Origin of the sequence: Streptomyces caatingaensis (genome assembly GCF_001187435.1) — a bacterium.
GTDB lineage: Bacteria > Actinomycetota > Actinomycetes > Streptomycetales > Streptomycetaceae > Streptomyces > Streptomyces caatingaensis.
Map to the genome: position 1 here is coordinate 1 of NZ_LFXA01000005.1, position 17,124 is coordinate 17,124.

At 71.5% G+C, this 17,124-nt stretch carries 18 protein-coding genes and 4 pseudogenes; 15 read left to right on the forward strand and 7 right to left on the reverse strand.

Translation table 11 applies throughout. From position 1 onward, the window contains the following. Window positions 1-468, reverse strand: a 468-nt coding sequence (locus AC230_RS33250) for a helix-turn-helix domain-containing protein (RefSeq protein WP_206743344.1), incomplete at its 3' end; no start/stop codon positions are given. 207 nt (window positions 469-675) lie between these two features. Here AC230_RS33250 and AC230_RS32505 point away from each other — a divergent pair. The 11 genes from AC230_RS32505 (at window position 676) to AC230_RS10675 (ending at window position 7,164) form a co-directional block, all read left to right on the forward strand. Beyond that, window positions 676-885, forward strand: coding sequence for a hypothetical protein (locus tag AC230_RS32505; RefSeq protein ID WP_157868547.1), 210 nt, complete (start codon window positions 676-678; stop codon window positions 883-885). 94 nt (window positions 886-979) lie between these two features. Further along, complete coding sequence (locus AC230_RS30300) at window positions 980-1,327, forward strand: hypothetical protein (RefSeq protein WP_053161113.1); 348 nt, start codon at window positions 980-982, stop codon at window positions 1,325-1,327. Then, window positions 1,327-1,518 carry a hypothetical protein gene (locus tag AC230_RS30305; protein WP_053161115.1) on the forward strand — a complete coding sequence of 64 codons (192 nt, stop codon included), beginning with the start codon at window positions 1,327-1,329 and terminating at the stop codon, window positions 1,516-1,518. Before AC230_RS30300 ends, AC230_RS30305 begins: the two co-directional genes overlap by 1 nt. Next, a complete protein-coding gene (locus AC230_RS32510) occupies window positions 1,503-1,835 on the forward strand; it encodes a hypothetical protein (RefSeq protein ID WP_157868548.1) in 333 nt (110 codons plus the stop codon). Before AC230_RS30305 ends, AC230_RS32510 begins: the two co-directional genes overlap by 16 nt. 195 nt (window positions 1,836-2,030) lie before the next feature. Continuing rightward, window positions 2,031-2,330 carry an NAD(P)-binding domain-containing protein gene (locus tag AC230_RS34285; protein ID WP_277816849.1) on the forward strand — a complete coding sequence of 100 codons (300 nt, stop codon included), beginning with the start codon at window positions 2,031-2,033 and terminating at the stop codon, window positions 2,328-2,330. Next, window positions 2,318-2,554 (forward strand): Rossmann-fold NAD(P)-binding domain-containing protein, encoded by a 237-nt coding sequence (locus AC230_RS34290; RefSeq protein ID WP_277816850.1) that lies wholly within the window; start codon window positions 2,318-2,320, stop codon window positions 2,552-2,554. The genes AC230_RS34285 and AC230_RS34290 overlap by 13 nt, the downstream gene beginning before the upstream one ends. Before the next feature lie 407 nt (window positions 2,555-2,961). Beyond that, window positions 2,962-4,056: a phosphoenolpyruvate carboxykinase (ATP) gene (locus AC230_RS10655; RefSeq protein WP_049715900.1), complete on the forward strand. Its 1,095-nt coding sequence runs from the start codon at window positions 2,962-2,964 to the stop codon at window positions 4,054-4,056. A gap of 110 nt (window positions 4,057-4,166) precedes the next feature. Next, window positions 4,167-4,580, forward strand: a complete 414-nt coding sequence (locus AC230_RS10660; RefSeq protein WP_049715901.1) for a hypothetical protein — start codon at window positions 4,167-4,169, stop codon at window positions 4,578-4,580. A gap of 336 nt (window positions 4,581-4,916) precedes the next feature. Then, window positions 4,917-5,654 (forward strand): hypothetical protein, encoded by a 738-nt coding sequence (locus AC230_RS10665; RefSeq protein WP_241833179.1) that lies wholly within the window; start codon window positions 4,917-4,919, stop codon window positions 5,652-5,654. Further along, complete coding sequence (locus tag AC230_RS10670) at window positions 5,651-6,601, forward strand: hypothetical protein (protein WP_241833180.1); 951 nt, start codon at window positions 5,651-5,653, stop codon at window positions 6,599-6,601. Before AC230_RS10665 ends, AC230_RS10670 begins: the two co-directional genes overlap by 4 nt. Then, entirely contained in the window at window positions 6,598-7,164 is a 567-nt protein-coding gene (locus AC230_RS10675; RefSeq protein WP_049715902.1) for a hypothetical protein, read from the forward strand. The genes AC230_RS10670 and AC230_RS10675 overlap by 4 nt, the downstream gene beginning before the upstream one ends. A gap of 39 nt (window positions 7,165-7,203) precedes the next feature. Here the strand turns inward: AC230_RS10675 and AC230_RS33600 are convergent, their stop codons facing one another. The 4 genes and pseudogenes from AC230_RS33600 to AC230_RS10685 all read right to left on the reverse strand — a co-directional run bounded on the left by AC230_RS33600 (window position 7,204) and on the right by AC230_RS10685 (window position 11,381). After that, a complete protein-coding gene (locus AC230_RS33600; protein ID WP_241833186.1) occupies window positions 7,204-7,404 on the reverse strand; it encodes a hypothetical protein in 201 nt (66 codons plus the stop codon). 102 nt (window positions 7,405-7,506) lie between these two features. Then, a pseudogene (locus tag AC230_RS33605) lies at window positions 7,507-7,776 on the reverse strand (DUF6262 family protein); the annotation flags it as partial. 517 nt (window positions 7,777-8,293) lie between these two features. Further along, window positions 8,294-10,012: pseudogene (locus tag AC230_RS34505) on the reverse strand (tyrosine-type recombinase/integrase); the annotation flags it as partial. Window positions 10,013-10,253: 241 nt separating this feature from the next. Next, entirely contained in the window at window positions 10,254-11,381 is a 1,128-nt protein-coding gene (locus AC230_RS10685; protein WP_198535494.1) for a tyrosine-type recombinase/integrase, read from the reverse strand. 167 nt (window positions 11,382-11,548) lie between these two features. Here AC230_RS10685 and AC230_RS30975 point away from each other — a divergent pair. The 3 genes and pseudogenes from AC230_RS30975 to AC230_RS10700 form a co-directional block, all read left to right on the forward strand. Continuing rightward, a pseudogene (locus AC230_RS30975) lies at window positions 11,549-11,722 on the forward strand (winged helix-turn-helix domain-containing protein); the annotation flags it as partial. A gap of 141 nt (window positions 11,723-11,863) precedes the next feature. Continuing rightward, window positions 11,864-13,396: an MFS transporter gene (locus AC230_RS10695; RefSeq protein WP_049715905.1), complete on the forward strand. Its 1,533-nt coding sequence runs from the start codon at window positions 11,864-11,866 to the stop codon at window positions 13,394-13,396. 38 nt (window positions 13,397-13,434) lie between these two features. Beyond that, window positions 13,435-14,226 (forward strand): TetR/AcrR family transcriptional regulator, encoded by a 792-nt coding sequence (locus tag AC230_RS10700; RefSeq protein ID WP_049715906.1) that lies wholly within the window; start codon window positions 13,435-13,437, stop codon window positions 14,224-14,226. Window positions 14,227-14,388: 162 nt separating this feature from the next. Here the strand turns inward: AC230_RS10700 and AC230_RS10705 are convergent. Further along, window positions 14,389-15,948: pseudogene (locus tag AC230_RS10705) on the reverse strand (MDR family MFS transporter); the annotation flags it as partial. A 91-nt stretch (window positions 15,949-16,039) separates the two neighbouring features. Next, a complete protein-coding gene (locus tag AC230_RS10710; RefSeq protein ID WP_049715908.1) occupies window positions 16,040-16,519 on the reverse strand; it encodes a MarR family winged helix-turn-helix transcriptional regulator in 480 nt (159 codons plus the stop codon). Window positions 16,520-16,699: 180 nt separating this feature from the next. On the opposite strand from AC230_RS10710, the gene AC230_RS10715 reads away from it, so the two are divergent. Next, complete coding sequence (locus tag AC230_RS10715) at window positions 16,700-16,921, forward strand: hypothetical protein (protein WP_049715909.1); 222 nt, start codon at window positions 16,700-16,702, stop codon at window positions 16,919-16,921. The last annotated feature ends 203 nt before the right edge of the window (window positions 16,922-17,124 follow it).

Genomic DNA, 17,124 nt, shown 5'->3' on the forward strand with positions numbered 1-17,124 from the left:
CGAGGGGGATGCCGAAGCGCCATCGCCGAGAGAGCGTGTGGTGGTGGGTTGGGGAGGGCATTGGCCGGGCGAGAGTGCTCCACCGGCCCTCAAGGCGGTGTCGCACGCTGCCGTCGGGTCCTTCGACAGCAGGTACTTACCCGGTGGGGCGTGAAAGACCAGCGGTCGGTCGCCGTGGACGCGGCCGACGGAGACCGATGCCGCGTTATCGGTGGCCTTGGCCCCGGACCCGGCGGTGCACGTCTTGCCGGAGGTCTCTAAGTCCAGGTTGAGGACCTGCGCGACGTACGGGAGCCAGTGCCTCGGTGCGCGCTCGCCGTTGAGCCACCGGCGGGCGTACTGGCGCTCAAGGGTGCCCGGGGGCCGCCCGGCGGCGATGCTGACTTCCCGGGCGAGCTTGGTGGGGCCCCAGCCGCGTTCCTCGCACGCGTGTCGGATGAGTTCGGAGAGTTCTTGTCTGCTCGGCACGATGCCGTCGCCTCCTGGCCTACGCGGGCCTACAGCTGCCCTACATCCTGGCCCCTCCTCGCCTTGTCCGTACGGCCGTTGACTGAAGCACACGCCCGGGACGCGTGGGCGGATGAAGCGGCAGCGGGCCACCGGCGTCCCATCACTGTCTCCTCGCCACGTCGGCGGCCCGCTGCCTCCAACCCCTGGGACGAGAAGGAGACGACGGTGACGTACACGTGCCGTACGACCGGCGGCAGGAGGACCTGCGGTGACTGGGTGGAGCCCATGCTCGGCTGGATCTGGGCCCTGGGCACCCTCGCCGCGGCCGGCAGTCTGGCCGCCGTCGTCCACCACGACCTCGACCGCCCCGGGCAGGCCCCGGCCGCCCTGTCCCTGCCGGACGCGGCGGCCACGGCGACGGGAGGCTGGCGATGACCGCGGTTCGAGCGCCATCGCCGCCGCCGAGGTCTTCGCCTACGCGGACGAGAAGATCAAGCAGGCCGCCGCCGATCTGTGGCCGGGCGGCACCGTGCGGCTGGGCCAGCACACGCCGAGCGTCACCGCCTACGTCCGCCGGCTGACGGTGGACGGGCGCCCGCTGTACGCGAAGGTGTCGCTGCTGGGAATGTCGCTGGTCTCGGTGCTGCGGGGCACGGCCGGGGACTGGGCCCAGGTCAGGGCGGCACAGGCCGCCTACCAGGGCTCGCCGGGCGCCCTGCTGGAGCGGGAGGCCAGGGGCCTGGCCATCGTGCAGGAGGCCGGAGCGCGGGCCTGCCGGGTCGCCGGACACCAGGACGGGGTGCTGTTCACCGAGCCGGTAGCCGGCCGACGCTCGCCGACCTGCTGGCCAAGGACCCGCACCAAAGCGGCGAGCTGATGACCCGCGCGGTGGTCGAGCTGGCGGGGCTCCAGCGACCCGCCATCGCCCGTGCCGTCGATGAGGTGGCCATCACCGAGCGGGGCATCGGGGCGACCTTCGACCGGAAGTTCAACGGCATCAGCGGCCCCGTCTACCTGCGCAAAGCAGGCCAGGCCGGGAGGTGCTGGGCGCGGTGGTCCTGCGGCTGAGGCGGCTGCGGCCCGCTCCGGCGGTCGGGCACCGGCCGGTGGTCTACGGTGACCTCAAGCCGGACCACGTCGTCTTCCCCGACGGCGCCGACGGGCGGCCGGTCTTCCTCGACCCCGGCCTGGGCCGGGGACGCCCGCAGACGGACCCGGCCAAGCTGATCTCCCGTGCCGTGCTCAGCCTGATCGCTTCCTCCCCGGACCTGGTCACGGCCGACGCCGTCGCGACCGGGATCGAGGAGTTCGCCGACGCCCTCACGGCCGACCTCGCCCGGACGAGCGGGCCGAGTGGCTGCGGCACCTGGTGGTGCTCTGGCTGATGGACACCACCAACATCCTCAGCACCTACTTGACCTGCCCGCCCGACCTGCCCCTGCCGAGCACGCCGGAAAGCTCACCGCCGGGCGGAGACGGTGTGCGGCCTGCTTCAGGCCACGACCGCCGGCCTGGTCGCCGGACGGATCCGCGGGCGTGTGGCGGCTCGCGCTGGCCGACGTGGTGAAGGCAGCGAACCGGTGACCGCCGTCCGGGCCGGGGCGGTCGGGGTGATCGGCGCCGGTGCCGTCGGCCAGAGCGTCGCCATGCTGCTGGCCGCGGGAGGCTGGTGCGAGTCCGTCTGGGTCGTGTCCCGAACGGGCCTGTCGGCCCGGGCCCTGGTGACCGACCTGGAAGACATGTGCCAGATCACCGGCTCCCCCGTCCGGGCGGTTCACGCCGCCGACCCGGGCCAGCTTGTGTCCTGTGAGGCGGTGGTGGTCTGCCGCGGGCCGAGTTCACCAACACCAGCCGTACCAACGTGCGGATGGCCGGGCTGAACGCGAACGCCCCCGTCATCGCCTCGCTGGCCCGGCAACTGGCCCGCTACCAGGGGCTGGTGGTCATGGTGACCAACCCCGTGGACATCATGGCCCGCCTGTTCGCCGAGGTCTCCGGCTGCCCGCGCGTCTACGGGGTGGGCTCGAACACCGACACCGCCCGCTACCGCCTCACCCTCGCCACCTCCTGGGTGTGCCTGTTGAGGAGGTGGAGGGGCATGTGATCGGCGAGCACGGCGACCAGGCGGTGGTGTGCGCGTCGGCCACCCGGTGAACGACCGCCCCGTCGAGGTGCCGGTCGGACAGGTCCGCCGCGAGCTGGCCGATCGTCCGGCCAGGATCAACGCCGGTCTCGGCCGCACCCGTTGCGGCCCGGCCGGCGCCGTCATCGCTGCCCTCCGCGCGGGCCTGGGCCTGGAGGACCGGGTGGTGGAACTGTCCGTCAACCACGAATGGCGGTGGATGGGAATCCCGTTGTGCTTCACCGCCGGAACCCCCAGCGTGTGCCTCCCCCGCTCGATCCCGGCGAGGCCCGCCAGCTGGTGGCCGCGACGTCAAGCTCCGCGACGCCTACGAGCCGCTGGCCCGCCTGCACGTTCCCGTACGTACCTCATGGAAGGAGAAGACCGCAGTGACCAGGACCGCTACCCGTATCGCCACGGCCAGTAAGGCGGTGGCCGTCACCAGCAACAGCACGGTGGTCACCGACTGGGCCATCCGTTACTTCGGCCCCTGGTGGAACGCCGCCAGCACCACTGTCGATGACGGCTCGCAGGTGATCGCCGACGTCGCCCCGGACAGGGTGACGGAGATCGCCCAGCGTGTGGCCGACCACGCGCACGAGGAGACCGTCTACGCCAACTCGGCCATGGTCTTCGACCGGGACGACGACGGCACCGTCCTCGCCTCCCAGCCTGACGACAAGCTCGCCTACCGGGCCGAGCCCGGCGGACCCCTGTACATCTACGGCTGCGAGGACGTCCCCGTCGCCCTGGCCGCCGCCCGCCTCGCCCGCGAGGCCGTCCGCGGGCAGCTGGTGGCCGACGGCTGGTCGATCCTGCACGCCTCCGCCGTCGTCCGCGACGGGCAGACCGTGCTGACCCTTGGCGGCAAGGGTGCCGGGAAGACCACTACCGCCCTGCTGCTGGCCCGTGCCGGCTGGCAGCTGCTGGCCAACGACCGCGTCTTCATCCGCCGCGAGGACGACCGGCTGCGGGTCCTGCCCTGGCCCTCGGCCGCCGCCATCGGCCTGGGGCTGCTGGACGCTCTCGACTGGTACGAGGCCGTCCGCGAACGCCTCCGCAGCGGCGAACAGCTCCACCCCACCCAGCACCAGAAGGTCACCGACGCCCTCCTCTCCGGCAGCCGCACCCCCCTGTGGAAGGAGTCCGGCAAGGAACTCAAGCCCCAGTTCTTCCCCGACCAGCTCGCGAGCTGGCTCGGCCTGACCCTGGCCACCGAAGGACACGCCGCCCGCATCCTGTTCCCCACCATCACCCCGGGCGCCGAACCCGCCGTGGTGGACAAGGACCGCACCGTGGCACCCGGCGACTTCTTCACCCCTGGCACCGAAGACCGCTACCCCGACGTCTTCGGCCTCCTGCCAACCGAATCCACCGGAAACGAGCCTCTGCTGGACCTCCTGGGCACACTGCCACGGGCGTCCCTGGCCCTCGGCCACGACGTGAAGGCCAACACCGACCTCCTCAAGCGGATCGCTGCCTGAACGGGCTGGAGCCGGGCGCCCCACGCGGGGCGCCCGGCTCGCGCTTGCTGCCGCGGCAACTCCACCCGCAGCCCGGCCCGTTGTCACACCCCGCCGCCATCATGAAGCGCATGGACGACACCCGCGGCCGTTTTGCCGCCTGTGACCGGCAGATTCCCGCCTGGACCGGCACCGTCGGACCCGGCTGGGCATCCCTGCTCGACAAGCTCCACCGCGATCTGCTCGCCCTGGACCCCGGCTACCGCATCGAGTCCTTCGCCGTGAAGTTCGGCGGCCTGCGGATCACCGTCGCCGACCGCTTCGAGAACGGCGAGTTTGACGGGGAGTTCGCCGACCGGGCCACCGCCCTGACCGACGCCGCCGAGACCGCCTCGGAAAACACCTGCGACGAATGCGGTGCCCCCGGCCGCATCCGCCTGCGGGGCGACGGACAGCACGTGTGGATGCAGGCCCGCTGCGAGCCATGCCGCACCACCGTCCCCAGCAGCCCGGCCCCGGTCAGCACCGGCACGGACCCGGCATAACCGAAAGCCCCCACATGCTGGATCTGCGGCCCCTTCTACCCCTGCGGTCGCCCTCCGGCCCTTCACTCACAGAGGTGATCCGGCCCGCCCCGCCCGGGAGCCGGGCCGCCGTCCGGCACGGCGTGCGGGCCGTCAACGAGCCTGCTGGCCACCGAAGTTCATTGATCACCCGGGTGTTGTCATCTGATTACACTGCGCGGCCCCAGTGAGCTGACTTCGGATGGGGAATCTGCATGAGCTACACAGATCAGGACGTGCGCGAGGGCCGCACCCTGATGATCCAGGGCCGCGAGAAACCGGCTGGCGCTCGGTGACAAGCTGCTGGCCATCACGGCCGTGGGCGGCGAGGCTGCCTTTGAGCGGTACTGCGATGAGATCGGTCTTCCGCTCCGGACCGGGCGCGAGTACCGGCACACCGCCCGCCTGTGCACGCCGGCGGTGCGGCAGTTCGTGGCGGACAGCGGCGTGCACCTGTCCTACACCGTCCTGCGCGAAGGTGCCCGGATCGGGTCCGGCGGGCGGCCGCACGACGAGGAGTACGGCACCTTGCGGTCACTGCTGGACGAAGCCCGCACCTCGGGCGCCGGCCGCCTGCTGTGCTCCCAGTACCAGCAGGCCCTGGGCACTGGCCCGGCCCTGCAAGAGCTGCTGGACCCCGCCAGCGGTACCTCCGTCGCCCGTTACCTCGGGCCCCTGCTGCAAGGCGACCCGGCCGAGCGCGACAAGTTCCTGCGTGACCTGGTGGAGGAGTACGACGGCGTTCACGATGCGATGAAGCGGGTCATGGACGACAAGCGCCGCCGGGACCGAGAAGGGCAGACCGGTTGCTCCGGCGGGCAGCGCGACAAGGCCCACGACCTGGCCCGGGACCTGATCCGGCTGAACGACCAGGCGGTTGCGCTGATGAACCGCTACCCGCGCAAGCCGTCCTTCACCGACGACCAGCGCTCCGCCTGCGAGGAGGCGCTCGGCACGCTGGAAGTCCTCGCCGCGTGGATCAGGGTGCGGCTGGAGGCCCCGAAGGCCGCCGCCGGCGCGGACCGCACCGCCGAGCGGGACCTGGTGAACGCGTGAGGGGGGAGATCGGCGTCGACAGCGAGGAGGCCCTGGAGGCCGACCTCGCCGAGTTCGCCCGGCATGAGCGCAAAGGCGGCTGGGCCCTGGCTCTGCTGATCGCCAAGCGTGTCGAGCCGGGTACCGATAACGGAGTAGGGCTCGAACAGCTATCCACGAACTGGTTCAGCCGCACCGTTTTCCGGCGGATCAGCGCACGCGAGTTCGCCCGCCGGACCCACTCCAGCCACCGGCGGGTCATGGCGTACTGGAAGGCGTGGGAGCGGGCGGCCGCCGACGGCATCGTGGATCCCGCCTTCACCCTGGAGCCCGGCAGGCACGTCGAGCTGCCGGACGAGGACACGGTGCCGTTCTTCGGGGAGAAGGGCTACTACCGCAGTTACGAGGCCCGGGAGGTCTCCTCCGAGCGGGTACGGGCGATCGAGGAGGAGGCCGAGCGGGCCGGGATCAAGGCGACCGCACCGGTGTCGATTGCCACCCAGCCCAAGGCCCTCACCGCGGCGGTGGTGGCCGACGCCACCGCCCGGGGGGCGGCCCAGGAAGGACTCGACGAGTTCCACCGCCGCCAGGCCGAGCAGGACCAAGCCGACCGGGACGCGGCCCGGCGCACGGCCCAGGACCGCCGGCGCGGGTATGACAGGGACGAGGAAGCCGAGGTCGTGCAGGCTGTGCGGCAGTCGGCTCAGGCGGCGTCCGAGGCCGATGCGGCCCTGGATGTGTTCAACGAGATCACCGCGATCCGGCTGGGCACCTTGCGGACCCTGGGCCTGCTCCAGCGGCACCAGATCGCCTTCACCCACGAGCGCAGTCAGTCACTGGCCGGCCTGTGCGACGCCGCCACCGCGGCGATCGGATTCATCCGGGACCTGGTCACCAGCAACTCCACCGCGCTCAACGACGCGGCCCTGCAAGCCTTCCTCGACGAGAGCGAGAAGAAGCTGGGATGAGCCCCAAGCGCGACACCCCCACCCGGGCCGAGCAGGACGCCATCGACGTGCTGCTGTGGCTCAGGCACAACGCGGGCCGTGAAGTCTCCTACGCGGACATCGCCCGCGGCACCAGCATTCCCGACGGAAGCCGTCTGCGTCGCGCGGTCCCCCGGGCCCGCATCGTCGCTCATGAGCTCGGCCACCGTCTGGAACAGTTCCTGCCCAGCCGCGACCCGCTGCGGCGCGGAGCACGGGTGACCCGCTTCCACCTCTCCGGCCAGGGCGACGAGTTCGGTGCCCGCGACGCCTTGCTCGCCTGCCGCAGGGCCGTGGCCTACATGGGTGACATGCACCGGGCCTGCACGTTCGAGGCCAACAACCCCCACAGCATCGAACCCGAAGCGTTCGGGCAGATGGCCGAGGCCGCGGAGGGCTGCATGAAGACCGTCAGCGGTGTCGAGGGCCTGGGCAGCAAGGTCCTCCACGCCCAGGGCACCATGCGGCGCCAGGCCCAGCGGATCGCCGACCTGGAAGCCCAGATCGCCGAGCTGACCGCACACCAGTCCGCCGCCTCGGCGTGAGCAGGTGGCGGGTGCCCGGACCCGGGCACCCGCCACCGGTCAGGTGGACCGGTTGACGGTCTTGAACAGCTCCCGTCCGGCATCGCGGACGGCGATCACCTCATCCTGGGCGTCCGCGAGCTGCCGCTTCAGCTCGGCGTTCTCCGCACGGACGGCAGCGAGTTCATCCTTGACCTTGTGGAGTTCGGCCTGCAGGTCGCCGATCTGCTGGGTAGCGCTTTTGATGCCTTCGCGCTCCAAGCGGGCGCCCAAGTCCCGCTGGACGGCCCGCTTGAGGCCGTCCCTCTCCTGACGCAGGGCCTTGTTCTCCGCCCGCAGCAATTCCAGGTCGGTGGCCAGGCTCGCCGCCGAGGCCCCCGTGCCGCTCTCGCGGCGGCGCCGGGCGGCCTTGGCCTGGCCCTTCATGGCGGCCTCGATGTGCTCGCGCACCCCGTCGCGGTAGACCAGCCAGGTGGACACCCCGGCCGCGCGGGCCACCGAGGCGAAGGTGATCGCGGTACCGCTGTCCTTCATCTCGTCCAGTGCCGCCAGCACCTTGCCGCGTTTGGTCTGGCTGTCGCGCCGCCTGGTCTCCCGCAGCACGTCGCCCGACGTGCGCCTGGTGGCGGTCATGCCCCGGCCCGTCCACCCGCGGCCGGCGGACCACCGGCATCGGCAGCGCGACCGCCCCGCGTCCGGCCTGGGCCGCACGGACCTTCCTCAGCACCGCCGATGCCTCCTCCACCCGCTCACGCTCCTGCGGGTCCATGGCCGCAACCTGGTCCCGCATCTGATCCACCCGCTTCTTGTACGCCGCGATCTCCTCGTCCATGTTGCGCACGACGAACTCATCGACGTCCATCATGACCGCCTTCTCACGCTGGGCCCGCAGCTGGCGGATGTGGTCCTCCATCGCCGGCAGGTAGGACGGGTCCGGGTGGTACGACGGGCAGCCCACGCACTGGAACCGGATCGGGCACGCGTGCCCGCCCGCCTTCACGTTCGACGGCTCGGTGCAGTTCCCGAACGGGACCTGCACCGACCCCCGCAGATAGGCTGTCTGCGACAGCGGGGTCAGGCGCCCCTTGCGGTCGGTGGTGTGCAGCCGCATCACGTTCACCGCCTCCCGCTTCCGCTTCGCGGAGATCTTGTAATAGGCAGCCGTGGTGACCTCCGAGCGATGGTCCATCAGCTCACGCAGCAGATCCTGATCCAGGCCCGCGTCCGCGTGCCGCTGGCAGAACGAGTGCCGAAACGCGTAGGGGAAGACCAGGGACTTGTCGAACGGGGCCCTGGTTCCGTCCGGACCGAACTCCTCGGCAAACAAGGTCACTTCGTCACAGTCGACCCAGGCCCGGATGATGTGGGCGACCTGCTCGGGCAGCAGGTGCCGCAACTGGCCGTTCTCCCCGGCCGGCGGGAACAGATACCCCTCGCTGCCGGTGGGCAGATCCAGCCCCTCCCGCACCGCCAGCCACCGCTGGATGGTCTCGGCGGTCTCCACGTTGACCGGCAGGTGCCGCCGGGTCCGGCCGGCCTTGCGGTTGTCCCAGATCAAGGTCCAGTGCGCCTCCTCCCGCTTGAGACAGTCCAGGCGCAACTCCCCGATCTCGTAGGGGCGGCGGCCGGTGTCCCGCAGCAGCTCGTAGACGGCCCGGCACATCTCATGGACCTCCCCCGGCGTCAGGCGGCCGTGCGTCACCCCCCGGCCGAGCAGGTGGATCTGGTCGTCCAGCTGGTAGATGACGTCGTTGGGCAGAGCCCGCCCGGCCTCGTCCTCCTCGCTCACCTCGTCCGGGGCGATCACGTGGCTGGGGTGCCGGGCGAAGTAGGCCGACATCCCGCCCAGGTGCCCAGCCGCCCGCCCGTAGTCCAGGACCTTGAAGAAGAAGCCCAGCAGCCCGTTGCGAGCCTTGTTCTTCATCGGCGAGCCGTCCAGCCGCGGCAGATGCCGAAACGCATCCACCACGGCGCCCATGTCGGCGAACGTCAACACCGCGGCGTCCGCGCCACCACCGGGCCGCAGAGCGAGCGCTCTCGCCGCGGTGACACAGGCACGGTGGGCGCGTCTGACCTCGCCGGTCGTCGGCTTCGTCTCATCGATCCAGGTGATCAGCACCCGTCGCAGCCACGGCTGGGCCAGCTCGGTCAGGTCCAGATCGCCCGGACGGCTGGTGCGACCGCCGCGCTTGCCCCGCACGCCCAGCTCGGTCAGATCCAGCGTGGCCTGATCGGCCGGATCCTGCCCGCGGAAGCGCGCAAGGGCGGCGGCCACCACACGATGGGTCTCCCGCAGCAGCGCGTCGATGTTCGACCCCGAGCGATGGGGAAGGGCGTCGGCAGGCACCGCGGCCAGGCTGTCCGCGGCCTCGGCCAGGTGGGCGACCATCTGGCGGGTGGCATGCGGGTCGATCTTCTGCCCGCGCGCATCCCGCTGCTGCAGCGCGTACAGCACCTCCAGGCGGGCGAGCCGGCTCAACGGGGCGAGCGAGAACTGGTGGACTGCCAAATAGGGGGCCTGCCGGTCCAGCCAGTCGGCCGGCACCCTCGCACCCGCCACCCGGGAGGACGGGTGCCGCTTGAAGGTGCGGATGTGCTGGAAGCACAGGGTGTGCGGGCCGCGGCCGTCGAAGCGGCAGCCGCGCACGCGGCAGCTGGCCACCGGCGGGTACGGCTTCTGCCGGGCGACCCAGACCTCCAGCGCGGAGCCGGGATCGCGGTCCAGGTGCTTCTGCCGCAAAGAGGCGTGCGAGCTGCACAAGCCCCACACATGCGCATCGCGCGGGCATCCCCCCACGCGGCACCGCTCCTGCACCCCGGTCATCGTCCGGTCCCGTACCGGCACGAAGACCGCCTTGAACTCCTTCATCGACAGCCCGCTGACCCGCTGGGCCTTCGCGCAGGTCGTGCACAGGCTCTTGGCCCGCGTCAGCGCATCGCACGCCGCGGTGCCACAGCGGTAAACCACCGTGCGCGCATTGGCCACATCGCCGGTGAACACCAGCGTCTGCCCATCCCACTCACCCTCGCGCCAGCCCTCCGCGACCTGCTCGCGCAACCACGCCGCCCACCGCCCGGCCTCCAGCGGAGCCCACCCGGCCCCATGCCCCTCACCGGTTGGCACCCGGTGCAGCGGCACCACCTCGCCCACGGTATTCCTCCCTCCCCTGACGGAACCGGGCTGCCACCAGCTCCACCGCGTCGCGTTTCTCCTGATCACTAACGTGCGAGTAGCGCTCCTGGGACGCCGGCGACTGATGCCCGGCCATGTCCTGGCGCACCGCCCGCGGGACCTTGTTCCGCCGCCACCGGGTGATCGCCGAGTGCCGCAGCATGTGCGGCCTGGCCCGAAACCCCGCCCGCTTCGCCAGCCGCTGGAACAACTCGTGCGCATTGTCGTAGCGCATCGGCTGGCCCAGCGGGGCACGGAAGAGGTTGACGAACACCATGTCGCTGGCCTCCGCCTGCCACACCGCCTCCCGCTCGTAGCGGTACTCGGTGTACAGGCCGACCGTGTCCTCCTCCACCGGAATCCAGCGCGGCTGCACCGACTTGGCGAAGGCGTTGTTGCTGTTGACCCGCCGCCTGACGTGGACGTGCGGCCCCTTGACCTGGCAGCCCAGCAGCCGCGAGTCGGGCAGCACGTGCATGTCCTCGCGCCGCAGCCCCAGCGCCTCACCGATCCGCATCCCCGTCACCGCCAGCAGCCCCACCAGGAAACGGTCCCTGGCGTGCGTGGTCACCGCGAGAACCTGGTGAATCTCCTCGTCCGTCAGCCACTCGTAGCCGGGCACCGCCACCCGGAACTTCAGGCGCCGAGCCTCGATCTGGAGGTTCTGGCCGTCCTCGCCCGGATCGAAGCCCGCCGGGGCGAAGCGCAGGAACCGGGGCGCGACCAGCATCGTCACCACCGTCTGCGGCACACCGAGCCCCGCCAGCGAGCACCACCGCAGGAAGTCGGTCACCGTGCCCGTGATCTGGTTCGCCGTGCCCTTCTCCCGATAGCGCCGCTCAGCCCCCGGCCGGCGACTGCGCGGCGGCAACGGCTCCTCCACCAGCCACCGCTGGAAGGCCATCAGCTGGGCCAGCGTCGGCTCGTTCCACGCGACACCGAACTCCTTGCACCACGACAGATACAGAGCGACCCGAGGCGCGTACGTCCTGCCGGTGTTGAACTCCCGGCCCGTCAGGAACGAGCACGCCTGCCCATGCAGTTCGAAGGACTCATCGACCACCACCCACCGGACGCTCCCGTCCGCGGACACAGCACGCTCAGCCCGATAGTGACGAGGTAACACATCTGCTGTAACCAACGTGCCTTAACTCCCCCCAGATATCGCGCAGTCACGTAGAGATCGACCCTACTTGCCCCACGTGCCTCGCGGCTGCCAGTCGCACCAGATAACTGAGCAAGTCGCTGCTGCTGGACCGGGTCTGGGCGCACGCCTTCGGGCCGGGCGACCGCGGCAACCTCGTCGAGCTCTACATCTCGTACCTGCGCAAGAAGATCGACGCCGGCCGGGCGCCGATGATCCACACGCGGCGCGGCATGGGGTACGTGCTCAAGCCGGCCCCGTAGCGCTCCCGGAGGCCGGGGGCCGGGGCCCCGGAGAAAATAGATGTACGGCGTATAAGACGCCCTTGTACGGTGTAGACCGAACTCATCGGCCCACCGGTTTCCGGTCACCCGCGTCCCGCGGCACCCGTGCAAGGAGCACCCATGTCGGCGCCCGTCACCGATTCCACGACCCCGTCCACCTCCGGCCCGCCCCGGCTGCCCACGCGCTGGCTGATCCTGGGCGTCATATGCCTGGCCCAGCTCACGGTGCTGCTCGACAACACCGTCCTCAACGTCGCCATCCCGTCCCTCACCGAGGAGATGGGCGCCGCGACCTCGGACATCCAGTGGATGATCAGCGCGTACTCCCTGGTGCAGTCCGGGCTGCTGCTGACGGCCGGGAACGTCGCCGACCGCTACGGCCGCAAGAAGATGCTGGCCACCGGCCTCGCGGTGTTCGGGGCCGGCTCGCTCGTGGCCGCGCTGGCGCAGACCACGGGCCAGCTCGTCGCCGCCCGCGCCGGCATGGGCATCGGCGGCGCGCTGCTGATGACCACCACGCTGGCCGTCGTGGTGCAGACCTTCGACGCCGAGGAGCGGACGAGGGCCATCGGCCTGTGGGGCGCGGTGAGTTCGCTGGGCTTCGCCAGCGGGCCGCTCATCGGCGGCGTCCTGCTGGACCACTTCTGGTGGGGCTCGATCTTCCTGATCAACGTCCCGGTCGCCGTGCTCGCCCTGATCGCCGTCCTCAAGCTGGTGCCCGAGTCGAAGAACCCGGCCGGCGAACGGCCCGACCCGCTCGGCGCGGTGCTCTCCACCATCGGCATGACCGGCGCCGTCTTCGCGATCATCTCCGGTCCGGACCACGGCTGGACGTCCGCCCGCGTGCTGGTCTCCGGCGCGGTCGGGGCCGTCGTCCTCGCGCTCTTCGTCCTGTGGGAGCTGCGCATCCCGTACCCCATGCTCGACATGCACTTCTTCCGCCACAAGCGCTTCGTGGCGGCGGTGATGGGCGGCATCCTCGTGGCCTTCGGCATGGGCGGCTCGCTGTTCCTGCTCACCGAGCACCTGCAACTCGTGCTGCACTACGGGCCGCTGGAGACGGGCCTGCGGATGACGCCCCTCGCGCTGATGATCGTCGTCCTCAACCTCGCCGGTGTCGGCGCCCGGCTGATGGCGAGGATCGGCGGGCCGCTCGCCATCGCCGGCGGCATGGCGCTGCTGGCCCTCGGCTGCGCCGTGGTCGCGCTGACCGGCTCGGAGGGGTACGGCGGGATGTTCGCCGGCCTGGTGCTGATGGGCGGCGGCATCGCGCTGGCGGCCCCCGCCATGGCCAACGCCGTGATGTCGGCGATCCCGCCGGAGAAGGCCGGCGTCGGCGCCGGCGTCAACGGCACGCTCCAGGAGTTCGGCAACGGCCTGGGCGTCGCCGTGCTCGGCGCCGTGCTCAACTCCCGCTTCGCCGCCCTGCTCCCGGCGGTCGCGGCCGGGGCGGGTTCGCTGCCCGCCGCGTTGGCCAACGCCCGTACGGACGCGGACCGTTCGGCCGTCAACGACGCGTTCGCCTCCGGCGTGCGGGCGGGCCAGCTGGTCGGCGCCGCCGCCGTGCTGGCGGGCGGGATCGTCGCGGCGGTGCTGCTGCGCCGGGCCGAGCGGTCCACCGCCACGGAGGGATCCGCGCAGGCCAGGGCCTAGCATCGGACCCGGACCAGCGGCAGGGCGGAGAGACGGACATGGCGAGCAGCAGCGGTGCGAGGGAGCCCAGGATCAGCGTCTGGCTCACCGGGGAGAAGCCGGCTCCGCGCCGCCGGGCGGAAGCGGAGCTGACCGGGGAGCAGACGGGCGGCCTCGACCGGGAGAAGATCGTCGCGACGACGGTGCGGCTCCTGGACGCCGAGGGGCTGGCCAAGTTCTCGATGCGCCGCCTCGCCGCCGAGCTGGGGGTGACCGCGATGTCGGTCTACTGGTACGTCGACACCAAGGACGACCTCCTGGAGCTCGCCCTGGACGAGGTGACCGGGGAGATGCCGCTCCCCGACCCCGCCGACGAGAGCGAGCCGTGGCAGGAACAGCTGCGGCGGCTCGCCATCGCCTACCGGCAGCTCCTGGTGAGCCACGAGTGGGTGGCCACCCTGGTGGGCCGCTACCTGAACGTCGGCCCGCACGCGATGCGCTTCTCGGACACGACGCTCTCCGTCATGCGCCGCAGCGGTGTCGCACCGCACCGGATCGCCGGGTCGATGGGCTCGCTCTTCCAGTTCGTCTACGGCTTCGCCACGGTCGAGGCGCTCTACCGGGAGCGCTGCCGGGCCGCCGGCCTGGACCAGAACACCTACCTGAGCCGGATCATGTCCGCCGTCGCGCAGAACAAGGACTTCATGGACCGGCACGGCGAGACGGTCGAGCTGACGCAGGCGCGCGTGGACCGGGACCTCGAACGCATGTGGGAGGAGGACTTCGCGGTCGGCCTGGACACGGTGATCGCGGGCATCGAGGCCATGCGGGACCGGCTGCGGGACGCGTAGCGGACGCACAGCGGCCCCGGGCGGTGCGCGCCGGCCGTCCCCTGCCGTTGTCGCGCGCACCGTCACCGGGGCCGTTCGCCCGGGAACCCGTCATGCCGTTCGGTCCCCGGGCCGCCGGCCGCGTCTCCCCGCTCGTGGAGCCGCGGCCGGGGTCCGTCAGCCGGCCTTGGCCGGCGTGGCCGCCGCCTCGTCCGCCGCGGCGATCGTGTCCGCCGGGGCGCCCGGGCGGCCCTTGAGGGCCACTTCCTTGATGAAGAGGGTCAGCAGGAAGGCGACCAGCGCGGCCGGGGCCGCGTAGGCGAAGACGTCCCCGACGCCGTGCCCGTAGGCGTCCTCCATGATCGAACGGAGCGGCTCCGGCAGCTTCTTGACCTCGGGGATGCTGCCGCCGCCCCCGCCCTGCTGCGCCAGCGCGGCGCCCTTGGGGCCGAGCGCGGTCAGTCCGTCCACCACGTAGTCCTTGACCCGGGTGGCCATCACGGCGCCCAGCGCGGAGACGCCGACCGCACCGCCCAGGGAGCGGAAGAACGTCACGACGGAGCTGGCGGCGCCGAGGTCCTGCGGGGCCACCTGGTTCTGCGCGGCCAGCACCAGGTTCTGCATCATCATGCCGAGGCCGAGGCCCATCAGGGCCATGTAGCAGGCGAGTTGCCAGTACGGGGTGTCGTGGCGGATGCTGCCCAGCAGCCCGATGCCCGCGGTGAGCAGGACGCCGCCGGCGAGCAGCCAGCCCTTCCACCGGCCGTTCCTGGTGATGATGTTGCCGGAGACCGTCGAGGAGACGAACAGGCCGGCGATCAGCGGAATGGTCATGACGCCCGACATGGTCGGCGTCTCGCCCCGCGACAGCTGGAAGTACTGCGAGAGGAAGACGGTGCTGGCGAACATCGCCACACCGACGAACAGGCTCGCCGCGGACGACAGCGCGATCGTCTTGTTGCGGAACAGCCGCAGCGGGATGATCGGTTCGGCCGCCTTGGACTCGACGAGCACGAAGACCGCGCCGAGCGCCACCGAGCCGGCCACCATCACGGCGGTCTGCCAGGACAGCCAGTCGTAGTTCTTGCCGGCCAGGGTCACCCACACCAGCAGCAGCGTGGCCGCGGCGGAGATGAAGAACGCGCCGAGCCAGTCGACCTTCACCTGCCGCTTGACCACGGGGAGGTGGAGGGTGCGCTGGAGCACGATCAGGGCGATCACGGCGAAGGGCACGCCGACGTAGAAGCACCAGCGCCAGCCGAGCCAGCTGGTGTCGGTGATGACGCCGCCGAGCAGCGGACCGCCGACGGTGGCGACGGCGAAGGTCGCGCCGAGGTAGCCGCTGTAACGGCCGCGCTCGCGCGGGGAGATCATCGCGGCCATGACGATCTGCGCCAGGGCCGAGAGGCCGCCGACGCCGATGCCCTGGACGACGCGGCAGGTGATCAGCATGCCGGTGCTCTCCGAGAGACCGGCCAGCGCGGAGCCGGCCACGTAGACCACGAGGGCCGCCTGGACCAGCAGCTTCTTGCTGAAGAGGTCGGAGAGCTTGCCCCACAGCGGCGTGGTGGCGGTCATGGCCAGCAGGGAGGCCGTCACGGTCCACGTGTAGGCGGACTGGCTGCCGTGCAGATCGTGCATGATCTTCGGCAGGGCGTTGGAGACGATCGTCGAGGAGAGGATCGCCACGAACATCCCGAGCAGCAGCCCGGACAGCGCCCGCATGATCTGGCCGTGCGTCATGGCGCCGGCGGACTCGGGGCCGGAGGGTTCGGTGTGGCTCTCCCGCACACCTGACGGTGTGGTCTTGGCCATGGACTTCCTTTTCGTCAAGCTATGGATGTATTGCTGTTCGGGTCGCGAGCTCCCGGTGCGACAGGTGCGGACGGCACTCGCCGAAGCTCTCCCGGAGCCGCGCCAGCAGCCCGATGGCGTGGGCGACGTCCTCGTCGCTCCAGTCGCCCAGGCAGTGCGCCAGCGCCTCCGTGTAGCGGGCGCTGACCTCGTCGAGCAGGGCGGCGCCGCCGGGCGTGAGGCTCAGCAGCCTGGAGCGCTTGTCCAGGTGGTCCGGCCGGCGCTCGAGCCAGCCGCGCTCGGCGGCGTACGCCACGTGGCGGCTGGTCACCGACATGTCGACGACCAGCAGCTCCGCGAGCTTGCTCATCCGCATCTCGCCGTACCGCTTGAGCAGTTCGAGCACGATGACCGAGGTGGGCGGGCAGTCCGGGGGGAGGACCCGGGCGAGACCGCGCTTGATGACGCCGATGGCGCCGAGCTGCTGGGCGAGCTCGCGGAACTGCTCGTGCGCGGTCAACCGAACCCTCCCGTTAAGTTGCTTAGGGCAACCATAGGGAAGTTTGGTTGCTGAAGGCAAACGAAAAGCGGTAAAAGTCCGGTCAAGTCCAACGATCAAGGAGGCGGGGGCGGGAGACGCGGCCGGAAAGCCGCGGCCCGCCGCGCGGGCGCGGGCTCCCCTTCGCTAGGGTCCTGAGCCATGGCCAACCCCCATCAGTACCAGCCTGAGGGCAACCAGGACCCGGCGGGCAGCACCCAGATGTTCCGTGCCTTCGTCGACGAGGGCGCCTCCGGCCGGCAGCCGGCCGCTCCGTCCTCCCGGGGCCGGCGGGCCTCCTCGGGCCCCCGTGTGGGCCTGATCGTCGGCGTGATCATCGCGATCGTGGTCGTGGCGACGGTGGCCTGGCTGGCACTCGTCTGACGCGGCGCGCCACGGGCGCCGCGGAGCCCGGCGCACGGCCGCCCGGCGGCTGGTGCGCCCCTTCGCCCTGCCCGGAGCCGGGCACGGGCCTGCGGCCGTTCCCGGATGGCGGGTCGCCGGCCGGTGGTGCGTGGGTGTCACGTCCGGCCGGACGGCCCGGCGGCCCCCGCCGCGACTGTGCTCGCGGCCGCCGCTGCCGTGCC